General features: G+C 76.9%; 21 protein-coding genes. 10 read left to right on the forward strand and 11 right to left on the reverse strand.

Annotation, left to right across the window (positions count from 1 at the left end; translation table 11 throughout):
* Positions 1-12: 12 nt before the first annotated feature.
* Positions 13-1,443 carry a HAMP domain-containing sensor histidine kinase gene (locus VEW93_12815; GenBank protein HYI62674.1) on the forward strand — a complete coding sequence of 477 codons (1,431 nt, stop codon included), beginning with the start codon at positions 13-15 and terminating at the stop codon, positions 1,441-1,443.
* A gap of 81 nt (positions 1,444-1,524) precedes the next feature.
* On the opposite strand, the gene VEW93_12820 is transcribed toward VEW93_12815, so the two are convergent.
* Genes VEW93_12820 through VEW93_12835 form a run of 4 tightly spaced genes read right to left on the reverse strand, consistent with a single transcriptional unit; the run spans position 1,525 to position 5,990 of the window.
* Positions 1,525-2,163: a hypothetical protein gene (locus VEW93_12820; GenBank protein ID HYI62675.1), complete on the reverse strand. Its 639-nt coding sequence runs from the start codon at positions 2,161-2,163 to the stop codon at positions 1,525-1,527.
* Positions 2,164-2,168: 5 nt separating this feature from the next.
* Positions 2,169-3,266, reverse strand: coding sequence for an imelysin family protein (locus VEW93_12825; protein HYI62676.1), 1,098 nt, complete (start codon positions 3,264-3,266; stop codon positions 2,169-2,171).
* A gap of 14 nt (positions 3,267-3,280) precedes the next feature.
* Positions 3,281-4,753, reverse strand: coding sequence for a di-heme oxidoredictase family protein (locus tag VEW93_12830; protein HYI62677.1), 1,473 nt, complete (start codon positions 4,751-4,753; stop codon positions 3,281-3,283).
* A 10-nt stretch (positions 4,754-4,763) separates the two neighbouring features.
* The gene (locus VEW93_12835) at positions 4,764-5,990 is read right to left on the reverse strand and encodes an imelysin family protein (protein HYI62678.1); all 1,227 of its coding nucleotides are present in this window, start codon (positions 5,988-5,990) and stop codon (positions 4,764-4,766) included.
* A 77-nt stretch (positions 5,991-6,067) separates the two neighbouring features.
* Between VEW93_12835 and VEW93_12840 the strand changes: the two genes are divergently transcribed.
* Both VEW93_12840 and VEW93_12845 read left to right on the forward strand, forming a co-directional pair.
* Positions 6,068-7,501 (forward strand): HTTM domain-containing protein, encoded by a 1,434-nt coding sequence (locus VEW93_12840; protein HYI62679.1) that lies wholly within the window; start codon positions 6,068-6,070, stop codon positions 7,499-7,501.
* 10 nt (positions 7,502-7,511) lie between these two features.
* Positions 7,512-8,516, forward strand: a complete 1,005-nt coding sequence (locus VEW93_12845) for a 2-dehydropantoate 2-reductase (GenBank protein HYI62680.1) — start codon at positions 7,512-7,514, stop codon at positions 8,514-8,516.
* Here the strand turns inward: VEW93_12845 and VEW93_12850 are convergent.
* A complete protein-coding gene (locus tag VEW93_12850) occupies positions 8,438-9,076 on the reverse strand; it encodes a TetR family transcriptional regulator (protein ID HYI62681.1) in 639 nt (212 codons plus the stop codon). The genes VEW93_12845 and VEW93_12850 overlap by 79 nt on opposite strands.
* A gap of 125 nt (positions 9,077-9,201) precedes the next feature.
* Between VEW93_12850 and VEW93_12855 the strand changes: the two genes are divergently transcribed.
* Genes VEW93_12855 through VEW93_12870 form a run of 4 tightly spaced genes read left to right on the forward strand, consistent with a single transcriptional unit; the run spans position 9,202 to position 12,677 of the window.
* Entirely contained in the window at positions 9,202-9,585 is a 384-nt protein-coding gene (locus VEW93_12855) for an ATP-binding protein (protein HYI62682.1), read from the forward strand.
* Positions 9,582-10,055 carry a hypothetical protein gene (locus VEW93_12860; GenBank protein HYI62683.1) on the forward strand — a complete coding sequence of 158 codons (474 nt, stop codon included), beginning with the start codon at positions 9,582-9,584 and terminating at the stop codon, positions 10,053-10,055. The genes VEW93_12855 and VEW93_12860 overlap by 4 nt, the downstream gene beginning before the upstream one ends.
* Positions 10,056-10,086: 31 nt before the next feature.
* On the forward strand, positions 10,087-11,643 hold the full coding sequence (locus tag VEW93_12865; GenBank protein HYI62684.1) for an alkaline phosphatase family protein: 1,557 nt from the start codon (positions 10,087-10,089) through the stop codon (positions 11,641-11,643).
* The gene (locus VEW93_12870) at positions 11,640-12,677 is read left to right on the forward strand and encodes an endonuclease/exonuclease/phosphatase family protein (protein ID HYI62685.1); all 1,038 of its coding nucleotides are present in this window, start codon (positions 11,640-11,642) and stop codon (positions 12,675-12,677) included. The genes VEW93_12865 and VEW93_12870 overlap by 4 nt, the downstream gene beginning before the upstream one ends.
* 22 nt (positions 12,678-12,699) lie before the next feature.
* Here VEW93_12870 and VEW93_12875 read toward each other — a convergent pair whose 3' ends face one another.
* Genes VEW93_12875 through VEW93_12885 form a run of 3 tightly spaced genes read right to left on the reverse strand, consistent with a single transcriptional unit; the run spans position 12,700 to position 15,424 of the window.
* Positions 12,700-13,416 (reverse strand): crotonase/enoyl-CoA hydratase family protein, encoded by a 717-nt coding sequence (locus VEW93_12875; GenBank protein HYI62686.1) that lies wholly within the window; start codon positions 13,414-13,416, stop codon positions 12,700-12,702.
* Positions 13,417-13,442: 26 nt separating this feature from the next.
* Entirely contained in the window at positions 13,443-14,570 is a 1,128-nt protein-coding gene (locus tag VEW93_12880) for a site-2 protease family protein (protein HYI62687.1), read from the reverse strand.
* Positions 14,571-14,590: 20 nt separating this feature from the next.
* Positions 14,591-15,424: a DUF3097 family protein gene (locus VEW93_12885; protein ID HYI62688.1), complete on the reverse strand. Its 834-nt coding sequence runs from the start codon at positions 15,422-15,424 to the stop codon at positions 14,591-14,593.
* A gap of 61 nt (positions 15,425-15,485) precedes the next feature.
* Between VEW93_12885 and VEW93_12890 the strand changes: the two genes are divergently transcribed.
* A complete protein-coding gene (locus VEW93_12890) occupies positions 15,486-17,309 on the forward strand; it encodes an ABC-F family ATP-binding cassette domain-containing protein (GenBank protein HYI62689.1) in 1,824 nt (607 codons plus the stop codon).
* 9 nt (positions 17,310-17,318) lie between these two features.
* Here the strand turns inward: VEW93_12890 and VEW93_12895 are convergent, their stop codons facing one another.
* Positions 17,319-17,822 carry a hypothetical protein gene (locus VEW93_12895; GenBank protein ID HYI62690.1) on the reverse strand — a complete coding sequence of 168 codons (504 nt, stop codon included), beginning with the start codon at positions 17,820-17,822 and terminating at the stop codon, positions 17,319-17,321.
* A 94-nt stretch (positions 17,823-17,916) separates the two neighbouring features.
* On the opposite strand from VEW93_12895, the gene VEW93_12900 reads away from it, so the two are divergent.
* Together VEW93_12900 and VEW93_12905 are read left to right on the forward strand one after the other, a co-directional pair.
* Positions 17,917-19,281: an aspartate aminotransferase family protein gene (locus VEW93_12900; GenBank protein ID HYI62691.1), complete on the forward strand. Its 1,365-nt coding sequence runs from the start codon at positions 17,917-17,919 to the stop codon at positions 19,279-19,281.
* 104 nt (positions 19,282-19,385) lie between these two features.
* Positions 19,386-20,708 carry an inositol-3-phosphate synthase gene (locus VEW93_12905; GenBank protein HYI62692.1) on the forward strand — a complete coding sequence of 441 codons (1,323 nt, stop codon included), beginning with the start codon at positions 19,386-19,388 and terminating at the stop codon, positions 20,706-20,708.
* Here the strand turns inward: VEW93_12905 and VEW93_12910 are convergent.
* Positions 20,699-21,604 (reverse strand): SDR family oxidoreductase, encoded by a 906-nt coding sequence (locus VEW93_12910; protein ID HYI62693.1) that lies wholly within the window; start codon positions 21,602-21,604, stop codon positions 20,699-20,701. The two genes, VEW93_12905 and VEW93_12910, sit on opposite strands and share 10 nt — an antisense overlap.
* A gap of 20 nt (positions 21,605-21,624) precedes the next feature.
* Positions 21,625-23,205: a DHA2 family efflux MFS transporter permease subunit gene (locus VEW93_12915; GenBank protein HYI62694.1), complete on the reverse strand. Its 1,581-nt coding sequence runs from the start codon at positions 23,203-23,205 to the stop codon at positions 21,625-21,627.
* Positions 23,206-23,217 lie beyond the last annotated feature (12 nt).

A 23,217-nucleotide genomic window follows, 5' to 3' on the forward strand; every position in this document is an offset into this window, starting at 1 on the left:
GGTGGCGCCCCGATGAGCCTCCGGCTCCGGCTGGGCCTGGGCCTGGGGCTGGTGGCCGTGGTCCTGGTGGTGGTGGCCGTGGTCGTGGCCCGGACCACCCAGGCCGACCTGGTGGCCCGGGTCGACGAGCAGATCCGCCTGTCGGCCCGGGCCGCGGTCGAGTTCCGGCCCGGCCGGCCCGGTGGCCCCGCCGGGGGCGGGGGGGTCGAGGACCCGTCGGACCGGCCCGGGCCCTCCACCATCTGGGTCGGCGTCAGCGACGGCACCCGGGTCGTCACCCTGGCCTCCCCCCGCACCGCCGGCTCCGAGGCCGCGACGCCCCGCATCGACCGTGCCACCCTGGCCGCCCTGGAGGCCCGCCCCGGCCGCATCCGTACCGTGCCCGGCGACGGGGGGGTGGAGCGCTTCCGGGTGGTGGCCCGGGTCCGGCCCGGTGGCACCACCCTGGTCGGCGCCCCCCTCGACGACGTCGACGCCGCCGTCCGTCGCCTGGTGGCGGTGGAGGTGGGGGCCACCACCCTGGTGCTGGCCGTGCTGGCGCTGGTGGCCTTCTGGGTGCTGCGCCTCGGGGTCCGGCCCCTGAAGCGGATGACGGCCACGGCCACCGACATCGCTGCCGGCGACCTCTCCCACCGGGTGCCCGAGGCCGACCCCCGGACCGAGGCCGGCGAGCTGGGCGTGGCCCTCAACCGCATGCTGGGACGCATCGAGGAGGCCTTCGCCGAGCGCACCGCCTCCGAGGAGCGGCTGCGCCGGTTCGTGGCCGACGCCTCCCACGAGCTGCGCACCCCCATCACCACCATCCGGGGCTACGCCGAGCTCCACCGCCACGGCGGGCTGGAGGACCCCGAGGCCCGGCGGGCGGCCATGGAACGCACCGAGCAGGAGGCGGTCCGCATGGGCGCCCTGGTCGACGACCTGCTGCTGCTGGCCCGCCTGGACCAGGGCCGCCCGCTGGAGCGGGCCCCGGTCGACCTGGGGGCGGTGGCGGCCGACACCGTGGCCGACGCCACCGTGGCCCACCCCGGCCACACCGTGGCCCTGGACAGAGCCCCGGGCCCCCTGGTGGTGGCGGGCGACGACCACCGCCTCCGCCAGGTGGTGGCCAACCTGGTCGGCAACGCCACCCACCACACCCCCGACGGCACCACCGTGACCGTGCGCCTGGCCGCCGAGCCGGCTCGCCCGGGCCTCGCCGCCGGGCCCGGGGCCGTGGTGCTGGAGGTGGCCGACGACGGCCCGGGCATGGCCCCCGAGGTGGCGGCTCGGGCCTTCGAGCGCTTCGCCCGGGGCGACGTCTCCCGCTCGCGCCGCTCCGGGGGCAGCGGCCTGGGCCTGTCCATCGTGGCCGCCATCGTCGCCGCCCACGGCGGCACGGTGGCCCTCCGCTCCGCCCCGGGGCAGGGCACCACCGTGGCCGTCCGCCTCCCGGGCGCCGCCTGACGGGTCAGGCCGGGCCCTCGTCCTCGCTCCTCGAAGGGTGACGGCAGCCTATCGTACAAGTGTTCGTCCGGACAGGAGGGATCAGGCGGCGCGGATGCGGGCCTCCAGGGCGGGGAGGGGGAGGGCGGCCAGCTCGGCCACCAGGGGGTCGTCGCCGGCTGCCCCTCGGAGGCCGCCGCCGGGGCCGGACAGCAGGTAGCGGCCCTGGGCGTTGACGACCACGAAGGCGTCGACGGCGGGATCGCCCCCGGCCACCAGGAACCACAGCCCGTCGTCGCCCACCGCCGAGGGGGCCGCCCCGTCCACCACCAGGGGGGCGCCGTCGGGCAGCCAGCCCTCCTCCTCGACCAGCACCGTGGTGCCCGCCTCGATGCCGGTGCCCCGCACCACCTCGGCCACCTCCAGGGTCACCAGGCGGGACTCGACCGCCGTCCCCGAGGCCGGGTCGCCGAAGAGCCGCCCCCGCTCGGTGGCCACCACCTCGGCCCGCACCACCACGTCGGTGGCCGCCACCAGCTCGGCCAGGGTGGCGTGCCGGGGGGCGTCCGAGGCCACCGCCACCGGCGCCGGCTCGGCCCGGGCGCGGGGCCCGGCGGGGCGGTCGCTGTCGTCCTCGCCGGCCAGCAGGACACCGGCCAGCGCCGCGGCCAGGGCCACCACGGCCAGCGGGACCCCGGCCCGGGACCACCGCCTCGACCGGCCCGGGGCTGCGCCGGCCACGGCGCTCAGGAGTCGCCGTCGGCGTCGCTGAAGCGGATGGTGATGCCGAGCTGGCTGGCCACCTCGGTGGCCAGCAGCACCTTCAGGGCGGCCACGGCCTCGGCCGCGGTGGCGAGGGCCTCCCGGGCCGCGAAGGAGTCGGCCACCGAGTCGGGCAGGGCGCCCATGGCCGCGGCCGCGGCCCGGGCCCTGTCCCGGAGGCGGTCGCCGGTGCCGGGGGAGCGCTCGCCCACCAGCTCGGCCAGGCCCCTGTCCTTCCGGGCCGAGCCCTGGACGACGGTGGCCACGGCCCCCACCACGGCCCGGTGCTGGTCCATGCGGGTGGCGCCGGGGCCGTCCCGCCGGGTGGTGGGGACGTCGTCGAGGGTCTCGGCCGCCACCAGGTCCCGCAGGCCGGAGTCGTCCACGGCGGTGAGGCCGGCGATCAGTTGGTTGACCAGCGCGTCGATGCTCGTGAGCGGGCCGCCGTCGAGCCCGGCCACGAACCGGTCGCGGTAGCCGCCGGTCCAGTCGTCCAGGACGGCCGTGGTGGCCCGGGCGGCCAGCCGGCTGGCCGAGGTGGCCATGGTGCAGCGGCGGGCCCCCGCTGCGGTGAGCAGCTCGTCGGCACCGTCGCCGAAGAGCAGCAGCTCGATGGCGTAGATGCCCCGGAAGGCCGACCCGGTGGTGGCCAGCCCCTCGACGTCGACCGGGTCGGTGCCCTCCAGCAGGTCCTCCACCGACGAGGCCCGGGCCGCGAAGCCGACGTCGGCCATGAGGCGGCGATCCATGGCCGGGCCCACCGCGGTGGCCCGGGTGGCCTGCCACTCGCGGGCCGTCTCGCGCCAGGCGGCCCGGGCCTCGGCCAGGGGGTCGGCCCCGGGGCGGGCGCACAGCCCGGCCAGGGTCACGCCCAGCGCCTCGAGCCGGTCCACCAGTAGCCGGTAGCCGGGCACGACGATCTCGTCGGCCGCGCTGGCCAGGGCAGCCCGCTGCTCCTCCTCGGTCACCGACGACGACCCTGGGCCGGGCTCGGTCGACGAGCCGGAGCCGTCGCCCCCGCAGGCCGGGGCCAGCAGGGCCAGGGCCACGAGGGCGGTGAGCAGGCGGAGGGGGCGGGTCACGGGGGCGGCTCCGGTCACAGGGAGGCGAGGAAGGCCAGGACGGCCCGGCGGTCGGCGGCGGGCAGGGCGGCGAAGCGGACGCGGGCGGCCCGGGCCTCGCCGCCGTGCCACAGGATGGCCTCCTCGACCGATCGGGCCCGCCCGTCGTGCAGGAGGCGGGTGTGGCCGTTCACGGTCTCCAGCAGGCCCAGGCCCCACAGCGGGGGGGTGCGCCACTCGGTGCCGGAGGCGTCGCCCTCGGGGCGGCCGTCGGCCAGGCCGGGTCCCATGTCGTGGAGCAGGAGATCGGTCCAGGGCCGGATGACCTGGCGGTCGAGGGCCTCGATGTCGGCCGGGCCCGTCTCCAGGGTGGCGGTGTGGCAGGCCGCGCAGCCGGCGTCGGTGAACACGTCCTCGCCCCGGTCGGTGGGGCGGGCGCCCACGTCCCGCCGGGCCGGGACGGCCAGGGTCCGGGTGTAGAAGGTGACCCGGCCCAGGCGCTCGCCCTCGATCTCGGGGTCGCCGCCGTGGGGGCCGGCCCGGCAGGCCGCCTGGGCCGCGGTGCAGGGCTGCTCGGGCCGCAGGGGCGAGGTGATGCCGATGTCGGCCCGGAAGGCCGAGGCCCCCTGGTCGGCCACCGTCGGCTCCGCCGCCTTCCAGCCGAAGCGGCCCAGCACCGGCTGGCCGGTCTCCCGGTCGACCACCATGGGGGCCCGGCCCGAGATGCCGTCGCCGTCGGCGTCGTGGGGGTCGGCCGCCGCCACCACGGCGCCGGCCGGCACCCCCTCCAGCAGGCCCATGCCGAACATGGCCGGGGCCACCCGGGGCGAGATCACCACGTCATCGCCCAGGGGCCGCCCGTCAGCGTCGAGCACCTCGTAGTGCGGCTCCCGCAGGGTGTAGGGGGTGCCGTCGGCGTAGGTGCCGGGGCGCTCGGTGGTGGTGATGACGATGCTGCCCTCGGCGGGCACGCCGTCGACCGAGCGGTCCTGGAGCTGCTCCCCGTAGGTGGGGTGGGGGTCCACGCTGCCGTCGGCGGCGGGGACGCCCAGGCGCACCAGCAGGCCCCGTTCGGGGTCGTCGGGCCCGTCGGGGGGCTGGGCCCGCCCGTCGCGGAAGTGGCACGACGAGCAGGACTGGGCGTTGAAGAGGGGCCCCAGCCCGTCGCGGGCCGTGGTCGAGGCGGGGGCGGTGACCCAGTTGTCGTTGAAGAAGTTGTTGCCCACCGCGAAGAAGCGGCGCTGCTCGGGGTCGAGGCCGGGCACCGGCTGGGCGTAGGCCCCGGCGCCCGCCACAGCGACGGTGGCGTCGCCGCCCTGGGCCGCCCGCTCGGCGGCGGGGGCCCGCCGGGCCGCGGTCGTGGGCGATGGGCCGGCCGCTTCGCCACCGGCGCCCCCCGAGCAGGCCAGGGCGGCCAGGGCCGCGGCCAGCGCCGCCGCCCCGAGGAGGGGGCGCGAGAGGCGCCGCCCCCGTCCGGGGGGGAGCGTCGGGGGCGGGGCGCCGGTCAGGGTCGGGACCTCAGATGTCGAGGCTGATCTCGTAGCCCAGCCGGGCGGCCAGGTCGGCGATCACGTCGCCCTGGGCCTGGAGGTCCTCGCCCAGGGTGCGCACCGCCTCGCGGCCGCTGTCGTCGGTGAGGAGCTGGTCGAAGGGGGGCTCGAGGGCCTCGGCGGCGGCCACCGTCTCGTCCAGCGAGGTCCGCAGGGCGGTGTCGAGCTCGGGGGCCACCTCGGCCACCACCTCGGAGAGCGACGTGCCCTCCACCCCGGGCCAGTCCGCGGTGTAGGCGACGAGGATGCCCCGGGCGTTGCCCACGACGTCGGCCGTGGTGTTGTCGGAGAAGCAGGAGTGCTCGTCCTCCTGGTCCTGCGTGTCGTAGGCCACCAGGATGCGCTCGCCGCCCAGCTCGCCGGCCGACAGGGCGCCCATGCCCCGGAGGATGTTGGTGACGGCCTGGTCGGGGTCGGCCAGGAAGTCCTCCCGGTAGGCGCCGCCCTCGGGGTCCCACTCGTCGCGCACCGAGGTGAGGTCGGCCACCAGCAGCTCGGCCAGGGCGCTCAGGTAGGCGCCCCGCCGCTCGGCCACCGGCGAGTCGGTGTAGTCGGTGACGGGCCGAGCGCCGGGCCCGTCGTCGCTCAGGTCCTGGCCCCACAGCAGGAACTCGATGGCGTGCCAGCCGGTGGAGATGTTGGTCTCCCCGCCCGCCTCGTTGGCCTCGACGATGCCCTCCGCGGTGATCTCCGGGGTGCCCTCGGCGTCGTTGATGATCCCGGCGTCGGGGTCGTCCTCGACGTAGTCCACGTAGGCCTCGTCCATGGGCCAGGCGTTGATCTGGCCCTCGGGCCCGTCCTCGGGGTCGTCGATGGGGCCGTCGTAGAAGCGGAACACCTCGGTGGGGCCGTAGACGTCGCGGGCGTCCAGCCAGGCCTGCTTGGCCGCGTCCAGGCCGGCCTCGTCGGGGGCGGCCACGAAGGTGTCCACCGCCTCCTGCAGCTCGGTGGCGGCGGTGACGGTGTCGTCGTACGCGGTGAACACCAGGTCGGCGTAGGTGGTGGCCGCGGCGGTGGCCCGCTCGGGATCGAGGGGGGTGGCCGCCTCGTCGCCCGCGCTGCTGCCGGAGCCCCCGGCGGCCGTGGTCGTGGTGGCCTCGTCGCCCTCGGCGGCGGGGTCGTCGTCGGAGCAGGCCACCCCCAGGAGGGAGAGGGCCAGGCCGGCGGCGAGGAGGCGGGCGACGGAGGTCTTCATGGGCGGTCCTACCTGAGGGGAGGGCGACAGGGACGGCGTGGACCCGACGTGGGTTAGGGCACCCTAACCTTTCGCGGATGCCGGCCCGCCAGTCCGCCCCCCGCCTCCTGGCGGCCCGGGCCGCCGAGCCCGTGGACGGGTCGTCGCTGGCCGCGGTGCGGGTGGTGGTGGGGGCCGTGGGCGTGCTCAGCGCGGCCCGGGTGGTGGCCTACGGCTGGATCGACCGCCTCTACGCCGGCCCGGCCCACCGCTTCACCTACCTGGGCCTGGGGTGGGTGCCCCAGCCCGGGCCGACGGCGATGGCCGCCCTGGTGGCCGTGCTGGCCGGGGCGTCGCTGGCCATGGCCCTGGGCTGGCGCACCCGGGTGGCGGCGGCCGTGCTCCTGGGAGCCTTCGCCTGGGTCGAGCTCATCGACGCCACCACCTACCTGAACCACTACTGGTTCCTGACCCTGGTGCTGGCCCTGGGCACCGTCGTCCCCTGGGGGGCGGCGGGCAGCCTCGACACCCGGCGGCGGGGCGGGCCCCGGCCGGTGGCCCGCGGGTGGGTGTGGCTGCTGCGGTTCCAGGTCGGCGTGGTCTACGCCTCGGCCGGGGTGGCCAAGCTCCAGGGCGACTGGCTGCTGCGGGCCGAGCCGCTGCGGCTGTGGCTGCCGGCCCGGTCCGGGCTGGCGGTGGTCGGCCCGGCGCTGGAGCACGTGGCCACGGCGCACGTGCTGTCGGTGGCCGGGGCCGCCTTCGACTGCGCCGTGGTACCCCTGCTCCTGGCCCGGCGCACCCGCCCATGGGCCTGGGGCGCCCTCGTGGCCTTCCACGTCAGCACCTGGGCGCTGTTCCCCATCGGCGTGTTCCCGTGGCTCATGGTCGGGGCCGCCACCGTCTTCTTCGCCCCCGACTGGCCCCGGGCCCTGGCCTCCCGGGCCCGAGCTCGGTGGGCCGGCCGGTCCCGGGCCGGCCCCGGGCCGGCAGTGGGGCCCGCGACGGTGGCCGCGGCCGGCGGTGGGGGCGGTGGCGGCGCGGTGGTGGCCCGGCCCGCGGCCAGCCGGGCCGCCCTGGCCCTGGCCACCCTGTGGGTGGTGGTGCAGCTGGCGCTGCCGGTCCGGCACCTGGCCTACGGCGGCGACCACCGGTGGTCGGCGCAGGGCTACCGCTTCGCCTGGAACGTGCTGCTGACCGAGAAGGCCGGCTCCGTCACCTTCCTGCTCCACGAGCCGGCCACCGGGCGCCGGTGGGCCACCGACGGCAGCGGCCTCTACACCCGGTCCCAGCGCCAGGTCATGGCCACCGAGCCCGACCTCATCCACCAGGCCGCCCGGGCCCTGGCCGCCCAGCAGGAGGCCCGGGGCCGCCACGTCGAGGTCCGGGTCGACGCCTGGCTCTCGCTCAACGGGCACCCGCCGGCCCGCCTGATCGACCCGGCGGTCGACCTGGCGGCCCGGCCCCGGGACCTGTGGGACGACCCGTGGATCCTGCCCCGCCCCGCCGATCCTCCGGCCGGGGCGGCCCGGTAGGTTGCCCCGGATGGCTCCCCCTCGGCGCTACGCGGTGGTGGGGGTGGGCGGGGTGGGAGGGCTGTACGCGGCCCGGCTCCACGCCGCCGGGTGCGAGGTCCACCTGGTGGCCCGGGGCGACGCCGATGCCCTGGAGGCCGACGGCCTGCACCTCTCCTCCCCGCTGGGCGACGTGGCCGCCCGCCTGCCGGTCCACCGCGGCCCGGCCACCGTCCCCGAGGTGGACGTCGTGGTGCTGGCGGCCAAGACCACCTCGCCGTCGGCCCGGGCCACCGCGGCCGAGGTGGCCCGGGACCGGCCCGGGGCCAGCGTGCTGGTCCTGCAGAACGGGCTGGGGGTCGAGGCCCGGGTGGCGGGCCTGGCCCCGGGGGCCACCGTGCTGGGCGGCATGGCCTTCGTGTGCTCGCAGCGGGTGGGCCCCGGGCGCATCGAGCACCTGGACTTCGGGCGGGTGACGGTGGGGGAGCACCGGGACGACCTGGCCCCGGCCGGGATCACCCCGGCGGTGGAGGCGGTGGTGGCCGACCTGGAGGCGGCCGGGGTGGGGGGCGTGGCCGCCCCCGACCTGGTCCAGGGGCGCTGGGAGAAGCTGGTGTGGAACGTCCCGTTCAACGGCCTGGCCGTCGTCCTGCGGGCCCGCACCGACGAGCTGGTGGCCGACCCGGCGGCCGTGGTCCTGGTCCGGACGCTGATGGAGGAGGTGCGGGCCGGCGCCGCGGCCCAGGGGCGGGCCATCGCCCCCGGCTTCGTGGACCGGATGGTGCGGGCCACCGCGGCCATGACCCCGTACGCCCCCAGCATGCGCCTGGACTTCGACGCCGGGCGGGACATGGAGGTCGACGCCATCTACGGCGCCCCCCTGGCCGCGGCCCGGGCCGCCGGCGTCGACCTCCCGGCCACCGCGGTGCTGGCCGCCCAGCTCCGGTTCCTGGGCGCTCAGGCCGGGGCCGGCGGCGGGGAGGGCGGGACCGGCCCCAGGGCGACGAAGCCGTCCCACAGCAGGTCGACCAGGTAGGTCACGAGCTGGTCGCGGGGCAGGGTGCGGGTGCGCACCCACCAGTCGCCGGCCAGGTGGACCATGCCCACGACGCCGAAGGCCCAGGGCTCGGCCGCCCCGGAGTCGGCGTTGCGGGACCGGAGCTGCTCGCCCAGGACCACGGCGATGGCCCGGGCCACGTCGGCCGACAGGCCGGTGATGGTGGCCCCCGGCGCGGTGCTCGACTGCTCGGTGACGAAGCGGTACACCTCGGGGTCCTCGTCGATGAGGGCGACGTAGGCGGCGATGGCGGTGCGCAGCATCTCCTTGGGGTTGTCGCCGGCCTCCTCCAGGGCCCGGGTGACCTCGTGGAGGACCTGGGTGGCCATGTTCTCGCCCAGGGCCCGGAGCAGGCCGTCCCGGTCACCGAACAGGCGGTACACGATGGGCTTGGTGACGCCGGCCTCGCGGGCGATGGCCTCCATCGACACCTTCGCCCCCTCGCGCCGGATGGCGGCCACGGCGGCGTCGAGGAAGGCCTGGCGCCGTTCCTGCGGGGACCGCCGGGCGACACGGCGGCGGACCGGTCCCGGAGACATGCCGTGCAGTCTGGCGGGTGCGGGCCCATCACGGGCGCACCGGCGCCGCCCCTCGCTCGCCGGCCCGCCCCCGAGGCCAACGGACGGCACACTTGACGGCTGTCGTGCCAGTAGTCTCCCCACCCGTGCGGACGAGGATCAACCTCGACGCCGACCCCGCGAGCGTCGGCCGGGCCCGACTGTTCTGTGCCACCACCCTGGAGGGTTGGGGGGCCGACACCGAGCTGGTCGCCACCTGCTCCCTGCTGGTCAGCGAGCTGGCCAGCAACGCCGTGCTCCACGCCCGCACGCCCTTCACGGTGGCCCTCGAGCACCGGGAGCGCCTGCGGGTCGAGGTGCTCGACGGCGACCCCCGCCCGCCCCACCCCTGCGACTACCGCGTCGACGCCCTGTCGGGCCGCGGCCTGCACCTGGTCGAGGCGCTGGCCCGGGCCTCGGGCACCACCACGTCGGCCGGGGGGAAGTCGGTGTGGTTCGAGCTCGACTGGCACGCCCAGATGGTGCCGTGACCCCGGCGGCCGGCGGCGCCCGCCGCCGGGTCGAGATGCGGGCCGCCCCGGCCGCCGCCGTCCTGGACCTGCTGGCCGCCCTGGACGGGCTGCAGCGCGAGATCCAGCTGGCCGACCTGGGGGCCGGCCCCGCCGCCCGCCCCACGGTGGAGGCGAGCGTGGTCGAGGGCTTCGTGGGGGGCCGGGCCGGCATCGAGGCCCAGCGCACCTCCATCCACGACCAGGCCCGCCAGGCCCGGGAGGCGGGCCGTCACCTGGTGGACCTGGTGGCCGAGTACGGCGCCGCCGACGTCCGGCGGGTGCGCCACGCCACCGCGGCCATCGCCCAGGCCGACGACGCGGCCCGGAGCGGGTTGTTGCTGGCCCCGCCCATGACCCCGGAGCAGCGCCACCTGTGGGAGTGGATGGACCGGCAGATCCGGCTCCAGGTGGACGGCGGCCCGGCCACCGCCTACGCCCCGCCCCCCTGACCGGACCCGACCCCCTGGCTAGCCTCCGCCGATGCCCCGCGGCAACGTCCTCCACATCACGGTCGACCAGTGGCGCGGTGACTGCCTCTCGGCCGCCGGGCACCCGCTGGTCCGCACCCCCACCCTCGACGCGCTGGCCGCCCGGGGGGTGCGCTTCGCCAAGCACTGGGCCAACGTCGCCCCCTGCGGGCCGTCCCGGGCCACCCTGCACACCGGCATGTACGCCATGAACCACCGCTCGGTGCTCAACGGCACGCCGCTCGACACCAGGTTCACCAACGTGGCCCTGGAGGCCCGGCGGGCCGGTTACCGACCCGCCCTGTTCGGCTACACCGACACCACCGTCGACCCCCGGGCGGTGGAGGCCGACGATCCCCGCCTCCGCTCCTACGAGGGCGTCCTGCCCGGCTTCGACGTGGTGCTCAACGACCCCTCCGAGGGGGCCGGGCCCCTGGAGTGGGCCCGGTGGCTGGCCGGCAAGGGGGTGGACGTCCCGTCGGAGCCCCGCGACCTGTACCTCCCGGACCTCGGCCACCCCGGCGCCGGCACCCACAGCGAGTGGTGGGCCCCGACCCGCTTCGGGCCCGAGCACACCGAGACCGCCTTCGTGGTCGAGCGCCTGGTCGAGTGGCTGGAGCGGCGCGACGACGAGCCCTGGTTCGTGCACGCCAGCTTCATCCGCCCCCACCCGCCGTACCGCAACCCCGTCGGCTACCACGACCTCTACTCCGCCGACGACGTGCCCGGCTTCCGGGGCCACCGCAGTCGGGCCGAGGAGGCGGCCAGCCACCCGCTGGCCGCGGTGGCCACCAGCCTGCCCGGCGTGGCCGCGCCGGCCGAGGAGGCCGACCGGCGCCAGCTCCGGGCCACGTACTACGGGATGATGGCCGAGGTCGACGACCAGCTGGGCCGGCTCTTCGCCTGGCTGGACCAGGCCGGCCTGACCGACGACACCCTGGTGCTGCTCACCTCCGACCACGGCGACCAGAACGGCGACCACTGGCTGGTCGAGAAGCTGGGCTACTGGGACGAGAGCTACCACGTGCCCCTGATCGTCTGCGACCCCCGGGCCGAGGCCGACGCCACCCGGGGTTCGGTGGTCGCCGCCCCCACCGAGCACGTGGACGTGCTGCCCACCCTGTGCACGTGGATGGGGGTGGAGCCGCCGCTCCAGTGCGACGGGCGGTCGCTCCAGCCCTTCCTCCACGACACCCCTCCCCCCACCGGCCCCGAGGGGTGGCGCGACACCGTCCACTGGGAGTGGGACTTCCGCAACCCGTGGCTCCACCTGGCCGAGGGGCTGCTGGGCATCCCCATGGAGCAGTGCTGCCTGGCCGTGAGCCGGGGGGCGGGGTGGAAGTACGTGCAGTTCGCGGCCGATCCCGAGGTCCTGCCCCCGCTGCTGTTCGCCCTCGATGACGACCCCGACCAGGTCGAGGACCGGGTCGGCGACCCGGGCAGCTCGGCGGTGGTGGCCGACCGGCTGGCCGAGATGATGCGCTGGCGCCTGCGCCACGCCGATCGCACCCTCACCGGCCACATGGTCACCCCCGAGGGCCTGGCCGTGCACCGGGACCCGCACCGGTGACCGAGCTCCGCCTGCTGTTCCTCAACGCCTTCCTGCTCCGCCCCCTGCGGGTCGGGGTGGGCCCGTTGCGCTGGGAGCCGGGAGCGGCCCCGGCGGCGGCCGACCGGGCCACCGAGCTGGGGCGGACCGTGGTCGGCGCCTACGACGTGGTGGCCCTGGCCGAGGCCTTCGCGGTCGAGGACCGCCGGCGGGTGCTGGAGGGCTGGCCCGCCGACGCCCCCCGGCCGGCCGTGGCCGTGGGGCCCGAGGGCGGGTGGGGTCGGGCCGGGGGCCGGACCGCCACCTCCAGCGGGCTGGCCACCCTGGTCGACGGGCCGGCGGTGACGCGGGTCGAGCGGCACCGCTACACCGCGGCCGGCCACCGCCTGGCCGACGCCGACCCGTGGGCGGCCAAGGGCGTGCTGCTGGTGGAGGTGGACGTGGGCCTGCCGGGCCGGGTCGAGGTGTACAGCACCCACCTGTGCGCCGGGGGCGGCCTGTTCCCGGTGGCCGGTGACCGGGTGGCCGGCACCGACGCCGTGCGCCGGGCCCAGGCCGAGGAGCTGGTGGCCTTCGTGGACGCCACCCACCAACCGGCCAACCTGGCCCTGGTGGTGGGGGACGTGAACGTGCCGGCCGGGGGCCGGACCGACCGGGACCTGGCCGCCACCTTGGCCCCGGCCGGCCTGGAGGACCTGTGGCTCGGCCTGGGCTCGGGCCCGGGCCCGACCTCCGGCCTGGAGCGGGTGGGGGGCGAGCTGGGCCGCCTGGACCCCGCCGATCCCCGCTTCGCCCCCGACGACGATCCCGCCCCGGAGGCGCCGACCCCGGAGGGCCCGGCCTCGCCGGTCGACCCGGCCGAACGCATCGACCGGGTGTTCCTGCAGCGCCCCCGGCCCGAGCACGGCCTGGCGGTGCGCCACGCCGTCCTGCGCCGTCGGCCCTTCCCCCGGCGGGCCGACGCCCCCGACCGCCACCGCCTGCCCTTCCTGTCCGACCACCTCGGCCTCCACCTGGAGCTCACCCTGGCCCCGGCCCCCGACCGGGAGGGGTGAGCGGGAGGGGGAGCGCTGGCGGTCAGGCCCCGTCGGGGCCGGAGAGGAGGGCGATGTCGTCCTCCAGGCCGGCCAGCACCTGGTCGATGGTGGCCCGGCGGAGGGCGGCCTTGGTGTGGGCCACCGCCCCCCGGCGCAGCCCCGACCGCTCCTGGGCCACGGCCAGGGCCTCGGTGACCACGTCGGCCGACGGCACCAGGCGGTCCAGGAAGCCGGCCTCGGCCGCCCCGGCCGGGTCGTAGACCTGGCCCAGGACGGCCCGGGCCAGGTGCGGCGGGGCCAGGCGGTCGCGGGCCAGCTCCACCGCGAACACGGGCAGGGTGAGGCCGATGGCCACCTCGTTCAGGCCGACCTTGGCCGGCACGTCGGCCGGCCCGATGCGCTCGTCGCAGGACAGGAGGGTCACCGCCCCGCCGGCCAGGGCGTGGCCGGTGCAGGCCGCCACGGTGGGCAGCGACGTGCCGTAGAGGCGCATCCAGAACCGGGCCCCGGCCAGCACCAGGCCCTGCATGGCCTGCGGGCTCTCGGTCATGACCTTGAGGTCGAAGCCGGCCGAGAAGGTCCGGGCCCCGCCCACCAGCACCAGGGCGGTGGCCTCGTCCTCGGCCCGGTCCAGGGCGCCGTGGAGGGCCTCCAGGGTCGGGTGGCCGATGGCGTTGGCCTTGCCGTCGTCCAGGGTGACCACGGCGACGGCACCGTCGAGGCGGTACTGCACGGGCGGGGAGGTCTCGTCGGCCATGGCCGCGGACCGTAGCCCCTGGCCGGTCAGCTCCTGGCCCGCTGGCGGAGGGCGCGCTCACCCGCGTCGTGGCCCGCCACCCCGGCCACCCGCCCGTCGGGCCACAGCACCAGCACCCGGTCGACGGCGGCCGCCTCGCTGCGCTGCAGGGTGGCCAGCACCGGGTCGTCGACCAGGGCGGTGGGCACCCGGTCGAGGGGCCAGGCCACGTCCACGGCCCGCACCGCCGGCCAGTCGTGCGGGTCGACGGCCATCACCAGCTCGGCGGTGAGGAGGCCGGTGATGCGCCCGTCGGAGGCCTGGACCGGGAAGGCGGTGTGGGGCGCCCAGCCCGGGGCCCGGGCCACGACGTCGCTGAGCGTGGTCCACTCGGGCACCACCGGCGGGTCGGGCTGCATGACGGCGCCGATGCGGGCCTCGCGCAGGGCCCCCAGGGCCGGGGCGGCCCGCAGGCGGCTGCGGGCGTTGCCGGCCATGAACGCCCCGATCAACAGGAGCCACAGCCCGCGGTCGTCGGCCTCGGCCAGCAGCAGCCACCCGCCCCCGACCAGCAGCACCACGCCCATGACGAAGCCGATGGTGGCGGTGACGGTCTGGGCCCGGGTCCGGTCCCCGGTCACCATCCACACCAGGGCCCCCAGCACCGCCCCGCCGTCGAGCGGGTCGCCGGGCAGCAGGTTGACCGCGGCCAGCAGCAGGTTGACGAAGGCCAGCCAGGCCAGCATCTCGCCCACCACGGCCATGGGGCCCAGGCCGCCGTCGACGGCCAGGCCCAGCAGCAGGAACACCGCGGCGCAGGCCACGTTGGCCAGCGGGCCCACCCCGCTGACCCGCAGCTCGGCCCCCGGGGTGCCGGCCTCGGTGGCGAACTGGGTGTGCCCGCCGAAGAGGGTGAGGGTGATGCCCCGGACGTCCATGCCCTCGCGCCGGCCCACCAGGGCGTGGCCCATCTCGTGGGCCAGGAGCGAGAGGAAGAACAGGGCGGCGCCCACAACGGCCACGGCCCAGTAGGTGGACGGGGGCTCGCCGGGCACCGCCGCCGGCAGGGGGCCCTGGCGGAGGGTCAGGGCGTAGAGGACGGCGACGAAGGGGACCACCCAGCTCATCCCGATGCGGACGCCGGCCAGGCGGCCGAGGGGGATGGCCCGTTCCATGGGGCGAGCGTACCGAGGGGCTAGGCCGGCGCGGGCTCGGTCACGAAGTCGATGAGCTGCTCCACCGCGCCGATCAGGGCCGGTTCCAGGTCGGTCCAGTCGCCCACCGCGGCCAGGACCCGGCGCCAGAAGGCCCGGGGCTCCTCCCGCGAGCCCAGGGCGGCGATGACGCCCTCCTTCCACGGCGTGCCCGGCGGCACGGCGGGCCAGGCGGCGATGCCCAGGGCCGCGGGCCGGACCGCCTGCCACACGTCGACGAAGGGGTGGCCGGTGACCAGCACGTCGGGGTGGCCGACGGCGGCGGCCAGGCGGGTCTCCTTCGACCCGTCGACCAGGTGGTCGAGCAGGATGCCCAGGCGCCGGCCGGGGCGGGGACCGAAGGCGCGGGCCACGGCGGCCAGGTCGTCGGCCCCGTGCAGGACCTCGACCACCACCCCCTCGCCCCGCAGGTCGTCGCCCCACACCTTCTCCACCAGCTCGGCGTCGTGGAGGCCCTCGACCAGGATGCGGCTGGCCCGGGCCACCCGGGCCGGCGCCGCCGGGGCGGCCACCGACCCCGACGCCGTGCGGGCGGCGGCGGCCGGGGCCGGCCGGGGCCGGGGCGCCACCAGGGTCACGGCCCGGCCCCCGACGGTGAAGGCTCCGGGCACGGGGCGCAGCAGGTGCTGGCGGCCGGCGGGGTCGCGGGCGTACAGCTGGTCGGCCCGGGCCGACACCACCGTCCACGGGGCCCGCTCGCCCCGGGGGGTGATGGCCAGGCCGGGCGTGGCCTCCACCGCCGGGTACGTCACCCGGGGCCGGCGGGGCCCGTCGAGGTCGATCGGCTCGGACAGGATCCCGTCGCGCCGCGGCATGGGGCGAGGGTACGGGGGGCGCTGGGCCCGGCGGGGGACACCGGGCCGTACCCTCGGCGCCGTGATCCTCCTCGACGCCGCCGGGCTGACCGTGACCCGCCCCGAGCGGCCGCTGTTCACCGACGTGGGCGTCACCCTGGCCAGCGGCGACCGCCTGGCCGTGGTCGGGCTCAACGGGTGCGGCAAGAGCACGCTGCTCCGGGTCCTGGCCGGCGCGGTCGAGCCGGCGGCCGGCACCGTGCGGCGGGGCCGGGGCAGCCGGGTGGTGGCCGTCACCCAGGACCGCACCCTCCCGCCGGGGACGGTGCGGGCCGCGGTGGGGGCCGAGGGCGAGGGGGCGTGGGCCGCCGAGGCGGTGGCCGACCGGCTGGGCCTGTCCGACCTGCTCGACCGGGACGTGGCCACGCTGTCGGGCGGGCAGTCCACCCGGGTGGCCCTGGCCCGGGCCCTGGCCGAGGTGGGCCCGGCCGGCGAGGGCGACGACGCCGTGGTCCTGATCCTGGACGAGCCCACCAACCACCTCGACATCGACGCCATCGCCTGGCTGGAGGAGCGGCTGGCCGCCCACCGGGGCGGGTTGCTGCTGGTCACCCACGACCGTCACGTGCTCGACCGGGTCACCACCCGCATCCTGGAGCTGGACCGGGGCCGGGGCCACGCCCACGAGGGGGGCTACGCCTCGTACCTGGAGGCCCGGGCCCTCCGGGCCGAGCAGGCCGCGGTGGCCGACAGCCGGCGCCGCAACCTGGCCCGTCGGGAGCTGGCCTGGCTGCGCCGGGGCGCTCCGGCCCGCACCACCAAGGCCCGGGCCCGGGTGGACCGGGCCACCTCGCTGGTCGAGGCCCGGCCCGAGGCCGCGGCCCGTCCCTCCGACGAGCTGCCCCTGCACCACGGCACCCCCCGCCTGGGCGACCAGGTGGTCGAGCTGCACGGCGTCGGCCACCGCTGGGACGAGGACGGGCCTTGGCTGTTCCGGGGGGTGGACCTGGCCCTCGACCCGCGGGAACGACTTGGGCTGGTGGGGCCCAACGGGGCCGGCAAGTCGACCCTGGTCGACGTCATCGCCGGCCGCATCACACCGGCCGAGGGCCGCGTGGTGCGGGGCACCACGGCCGAGGTGGCGGTGTACGACCAGGCCGGCCTGGCCCTCGACCCCGGCCTGCGGGTGGCCGCCGCGGTGGCCGGTGCCCACCGCGACCCGGACTGGACCGATGCCCGGTTGCTGGAGGCGTTCTGGTTCGACGCCGATGCCCAGGGGGCGCCCGTGGGCCTGCTCTCGGGCGGCGAGCGCCGGCGGCTCCAGCTCCTGCTCACGCTGCGGGCCCGGCCCAACGTCCTGCTGCTGGACGAGCCCACCAACGACCTGGACCTCGACACCCTGCGGGTGCTGGAGGACTTCCTGGACGACTGGCCCGGGGCCCTGGTGGTGGTCAGCCACGACCGGGCCCTGCTGGAGCGCACCGTCACCGACGTGCTGGTCATCGACGAGGGCGTGGACGGACGCCGCCTCCCCGGGGGCTACCCGGCCTGGGAGGAGCAGCGGCGCACCGCCCGGGCCCGGGGCCGGGCCGGCGCCGCTGCTCCCCGCCCGGCGTCCCCCCGCCCGGCGGCGCCCGCCCCGGCCGCCCCGACCGCGCCCGCCCCGGCCGCTCCGCCGACGGCGTCGCGGCGGCCCCGGGGCCACCTGCACAAGCTCATGAAGGAGGCCGAGGGGCGGGTGCGGCGCCTGGAGCGCCGGCGCGAGGAGCTGACCGCGGCGCTGGCCGAGGGCGCCGCCGACCACCGGCGCATGGCCGACATGGGGGCCGAGCTGTCCGCCGTGGCCGACGAGCTGGCCGGGGCCGAGGACGAGTGGTTGGCCCTGGCCGAGGAGGCCGACCGCTAGACCGACCGGTCAGCCCCCGGCGGTGGTGGCGGTGGTGGTCGTCGCCGTGGTGCCCGGCGGGGCGGTGGTGGCGGTGGTGGTGTCGGGCCCGGCGGTGGTCGGTGCGGTGGTGCCGGTGTCGCCGGGGGCGGTGGTCGGCGCCGTGCTCTCGGCTGCTGGTGCGGTGCTGGCGGGGGCCGTCTGGCCGCCGAGGCAGGTGTTGAGGTCCTGGGCCACCTCGGCCAGGGCCTCCTGGTCCTTGGTGCTCATCTCGTCCTGGGCCAGGTCGCCGCCGGCCTCCAGGTCGGCGCCCAGGAAGTCCCGCAGCCCGGCGTCGGAGATGTCGGAGGCCACCAGCACCTCGGCCACGCAGTCGGCCGAGGTGGGGGGGAAGCCGCCGTCGTTGCGGAGCTTGATCGACAGGGCGGACTCGGTGGGCCGCCCGGTGGACTCGTCCCCGCCGCCGTCGCCGCACGCCGCGGTGGCCAGGAGGGCGACGGCCGCCAGGGCCAGGACCAGGGCGCGGATCCGCATGGGCGTAGGTTGGTCGGCTCGGACCCCATCCGCAAGGCAGGTCGACGGCCGGTCGCCCCGGCCGGGTGGGCCGCTGCCGCCGCCAGGAGCCCCCGTGACCGACACCGCCGCCACCGTCGACACCGCCCGGAGCCAGGCCTACCGGGACGACCGGGCCCACGTGTTCCACTCGTGGTCGGCCCAGAAGGCGCTCGACCCGCTGGTCGTCACCGGGGCCGAGGGGAGCTGGTTCTGGGACGAGGACGGCCGCCGCTACCTCGATCTGTCGTCCCAGATGGTCAACGTCAACATCGGCCACCAGCACCCCCGGGTGGTGGAGGCCATCAAGGCCCAGGCCGACGTGCTGTGCATGGTGGCCCCCGGCCACGCCCACCCGGTGCGGGGCGAGCTGGCCCGCCTGTTGGCCGAGCGGGCCCCCGGGGACCTGGACGTGGTCTTCTTCACCAACGGGGGGGCCGAGGCCACCGAGAACGCCGTCCGCATGGCCCGCCTCCACACCGGGCGCCACAAGGTGCTGGCCGCCTACCGCAGCTACCACGGGGCCACGGCCGGGGCCATCGCCCTCACCGGCGAGCCCCGGCGCTGGCCCAGCGAGCCGGGCCCGGCCGGCGTGGTCCACTTCTGGGGGCCCTACCTGTACCGCTCCGCCTTCCACGCCACCACCGAGGCCGAGGAGTGCGAGCGGGCCCTGGCCCACCTGCGGGACACCGTCGCCGTCGAGGGCCCCGGCGCGGTGGCGGCGGTGATCCTGGAGTCGGTGGTGGGCACCAACGGGGTCCTGGTGCCGCCCGACGGCTACCTGGCCGGGGTGCGGGAGATCTGCGACGAGCACGGCATCGTCATGGTCTGCGACGAGGTGATGGCCGGCTTCGGGCGCTGCGGCGAGTGGTTCGCGGTCGACCGGTGGGGCGTGGTGCCCGACCTGATCTGCTTCGCCAAGGGCGTGAACTCGGGCTACGTGCCCCTGGGCGGGGTGCTGATGTCCCGGGCCATCGCCGACACCTTCGCCGAGCGGCCCTACCCGGGGGGCCTCACCTACTCGGGCCACCCCCTGGCCTGCGCGGCGGCCGTGGCCTCCATCGGCGCCTTCGAGGACGAGGGCCTCCTGGCCCGGGCCCGGATGCTGGGCACCGACGTCCTGGGGCCGGGGTTGGCGGCGCTGGCCGAGCGCCACCCCTCCGTGGGCGAGGTGCGGGGCGTGGGCGCCTTCTGGGCCCTGGAGCTGGTGCGCGACCGGGCCACCAGGGAGCCGCTGGTGCCGTTCAACGCCTCGGGCGCCGCCGCCGCCCCCCTGCGCCAGGTGGTGGCGGCGTGCGTGGAGCGGGGCGTGGTGCCGTTCGCGGCCGGCAACCGCCTCCACGTCGTCCCGCCCCTGACCACCCCGGTGGCGGACCTGGAGGCCGGCCTGGACCTGCTGGACGAGGCCCTGGCCGTGGCCGACGCGCACGTCACCGGCTGAGGGCGCGACGCACGAGGGGTGGCGCCTAGCGTGGGCCGGCCCCGCTGCGCCCGCCCCCCGGACGCTGCAGCCCGGGCTCCCACCCCCTCCCCCTGGAGCGCCTCGTGCCCCTCGAGCCCAACGTCGACATCCGCCCCGCCACCGGCAAGCTGGGGGTCCTGCTGCCCGGCATGGGCGCCGTCGGCACCACGTTCATCGCCGGGTGCCTGGCCATCCGCAAGGGCCTGGCCCGGCCCATCGGCTCCCTGACCCAGATGGGCACCATCCGCATCGGGCCCCGCCCCGACGACAACGTGCCCCTGATCAACGACTACGTGCCCCTGGCCCAGCTCGACGACCTGGTCTTCGGGGGCTGGGACGTCTTCGAGGACGACGCCTACGTGGCCGCCAGCCGGGCCGGCGTGCTGGATGCCCACATGCTGGAGGAGCTGGGCGAGGAGCTGCGGGCCATCCGGCCCATGCCCGCGGTGTTCGAGCAGGCCTACGTCCGCAACCTCCACGGCGACCACGTGAAGGCCGCCGCCTCCAAGTGGGACCTGGCCCAGCAGCTGGCCGACGACATCAACCGGTTCAGCGAGGAGAACGGCTGCGACCGCCTGGTGGCCGTGTGGTGCGGCTCCACCGAGGTCTACCGGGAGCCCACCGCCGTCCACCAGAGCCTGGAGGCCTTCGAGCAGGGCCTGCGGGACTCCGACCCCGACATCGCCCCCAGCCAGATCTACGCCTACGCCTTGTTGAAGCTGGGCATCCCGGTGGCCAACGGCGCCCCCAACCTGAACCTGGACACCCCGGCCCTGCTGGAGCTGGCCAAGGCCAAGCAGGTGCCGGTCACCGGCAAGGACTTCAAGACCGGCCAGACCCTGATGAAGACCATCCTGGCCCCCGGCTTCAAGGCCCGGATGCTGGGCGTGGAGGGGTGGTACTCCACCAACATCCTGGGCAACCGGGACGGCGAGATCCTGGACGACCCCGAGTCGTTCAAGGCCAAGGAGGTGTCCAAGCTGGGGGTGCTCGACACCATCTTCGAGCCCGAGCGCAACCCCGAGCTCTACGGCGACATCCACCACGTGGTGCGGATCAACTACTACCCGCCCCGGGGCGACAACAAGGAGGGCTGGGACAACATCGACATCTTCGGGTGGCTGGGCTACAAGATGCAGATCAAGGTCGACTTCCTGTGCCGGGACTCGATCCTGGCCGCCCCCCTGGTGCTCGACCTGGCCCTGTTCCTGGACCTGGCCCAGCGGGCCGGCCTCTCCGGCGTGCAGGAGTGGCTGAGCTTCTACTGGAAGAGCCCCCAGCCGGCGCAGCCCGGGCTGTACCCCGAGCACGACATCTTCATCCAGCTCATGAAGCTGAAGAACACCCTCCGGCACCTCCGGGGCGACGACCCCATCACCCACCTGGGCGCCGAGTACTACGACTGAGGACGGACCACGCTGGGGGCGGCGCCGGCCGCCGGGTCGACCGCGGCGCCGGCCATGGCCGCCTCGGCGGCCAGGGTGATGAAGCGCCCGCAGAAGGCGAACACGCCGGCCCCGTCGGCCGGCACGATCGACCCGTTGACCAGCCGGGCCGCGTCGGTGCAGAGCAGGGCCACGGTCTCGGCCACGTCCTCGGGGGTCATGGCCTTGCGCAGCGGGTGGGTGCGGGCCTCGATGTCGGACAGGGCCTGGTGGAAGGGCCCCAGCATGAGCTTCAGGCTGTCGCCGTCGATCCAGCCCGGGTTGACGCCGACCACGGTCACGCCCCGCTCGCCCAGCTCGCAGCCCAGGTAGGCCACCATCGACTCCATGGCTGCCTTGGCCGCGGCCAGGATGCCGTGGGCCGGGATCCAGGTCACGGTGTCGACCCCGGACACGGCCACCACCCGGCCGTGGCCGCTGGCCTCCAGGAGGGGCACCGCCCGCTGGACCAGGCGCAGGAAGCCGGTGACCGAGATGGCGAAGGTGCGCTCCAGGTGGCGGGGCTCGGCCTCCAGCAGGGGCCGGAACGACGTGGCCGCGGCGTTGGCCACCAGGACGTCGAGCCGGCCCGGCCCCCGCTCCGGGTCGGCCACCGCGTCGAACAGGGCATCCACGTCGTCGACGTCGCCCACGTCGCAGCGCTGCACCCAGGCCCGCCGGCCGGCCGCCTCCACGTCGGCGGCCACCGCCCGGGCCTCGTCCTCCTGGCGCCGGTAGGTGACCACCACGTCGCAGCCGGCCCGGGCCAGGCGGCGGGCGGTGGCTGCCCCGAGGCCCCGCGACGAGCCGGTGACCAGCGCCGTCCGGCCGGCCAGGGACAGCGTGTCGGTGGGCTCGGGGGCGGCGGTGGCGACCATGCCGGCAACCTAGGCCGGGCTCAGTCCACCGGGATGGCCGGCCGGGCGGCCGGGCTGGCGGTGGGGATGGGCCTCTCGGCCCGGAGGAGCCACAGCACGGCCAGGGCCGCCACCGCCGCGGTGGCCGAGCCCACCCGGAGGGTCACGGCCATGGCCTGCACGAAGCTGTCCTGGGCGGCGCCGGCCAGGTCGGCCCCCCGGGGCCCGCCGACGCTCCGGCTGACCTGGAGGGCCTGGCCCACGCCCCGGCGGAAGAGCTCGCCGGCCTCGCCGGGCAGGCGCTCGGCCAGCCCGCCCAGCCCGGCCCGGTAGCGGGTGGCCAGGATGCTGCCCAGCACGGCGATGCCGGCCGCCCCGCCCACCTCGCGGGCGGTGTCGTTGACGGCCGAGCCCATCCCGGCCCGGTTCCGGGGCACGGCGGCCATGATCATGGCCGTGGTGGGGGCCATGGCCAGGCCCGAGCCGGTGCCGATGATCGCCAGGGCGCCCCCGGTGAGCACGTAGGGCGTGTCGTGGGAGGCCAGCGACAGGAGGAAGAAGCCGGCGGCGTGGAGCAGCAGGCCCGAGGCCACCGTGGCCCGGGCCCCCAGGCGGGTGACGATGCGGGCGCTGCGGGGGGCCCAGAACAGCATGGCCAGGGCGTTGGGGATGATGCCCAGGCCGGCCAGCAGCGGGCTGTAGCCCCGCACGTACTGCAGGTACTGGGTGGTGACGAAGAACATCCCGAACATCGAGAAGAAGGCCATGGTGATGACCAGGGTCCCGGTGGCGAAGCGCCGCACCCGGAACAGGCCCACGTCCACCATCGGCGACCGCGACGTGGCCTCCCAGCGCACGAACCCGCCCAGCAGGGCCAGGGCGGCCACGAACCCGGCCACCACCAGCGGGTCGGACCAGCCCCGCTCGGGGGCCTCGATCACCGCGAAGAGCAGGGCGCCGAAGCCCAGCATGGACAGCGCCGAGCCCACCGGGTCCAGGGGGGAGCGGTGGGCGTCCCGGGAGGTGGGCACCAGGATGCCCCCGGCCACCAGGGCCACGGCGCCGATGAGGACGTTGATGAGGAAGACCGACCCCCACCAGAAGTGGGTCAGGACGAACCCGCCGACCAGGGGGCCGATGGCCCCGCCGGCCCCGGCGAAGCCGGCCCAGATGCCGATGGCCCGGGCCCGCTCGTGGGGCGGGAACACGTTGGTGAGGATGGACAGGGTGGTCGGCATGATCAGCGCCGCCCCGATGCCGGCCACGGCCCGGGCCCCGATCAACGGCCCGGTGCCGCCCGAGAAGCTAGCGGCCAGCGAGGCCAGCACGAAGATGGCCAGCCCGGCCTGCAGGGCCCCCTTGCGGCCGAAGCGGTCGCCCAGGGCGCCGGCCGGGAGCAGGAGCCCGGCGAAGACCAGGGCGTAGATGTCCACGATCCACTGCAACCCGGTCTGGGAGGCGTTGAGCGTGTCCGGGCGGGCCAGGGTGGGGAGGGCCACGTTGGTCGACGAGACGGCGGCCACGATCAGCACCAGGTTGACGCACAGGACACCCAGCACCAGCCAGCGGCGGGGGTCGGCCTCGTCGTCGCCGGGGGGGTGGGCGGGCGGCGGGGGCGGCATCCCGGGTGCCAA

It is taken from the genome of Acidimicrobiales bacterium (genome assembly GCA_035630295.1).
Taxonomy (GTDB): domain Bacteria; phylum Actinomycetota; class Acidimicrobiia; order Acidimicrobiales; family Iamiaceae; genus Iamia.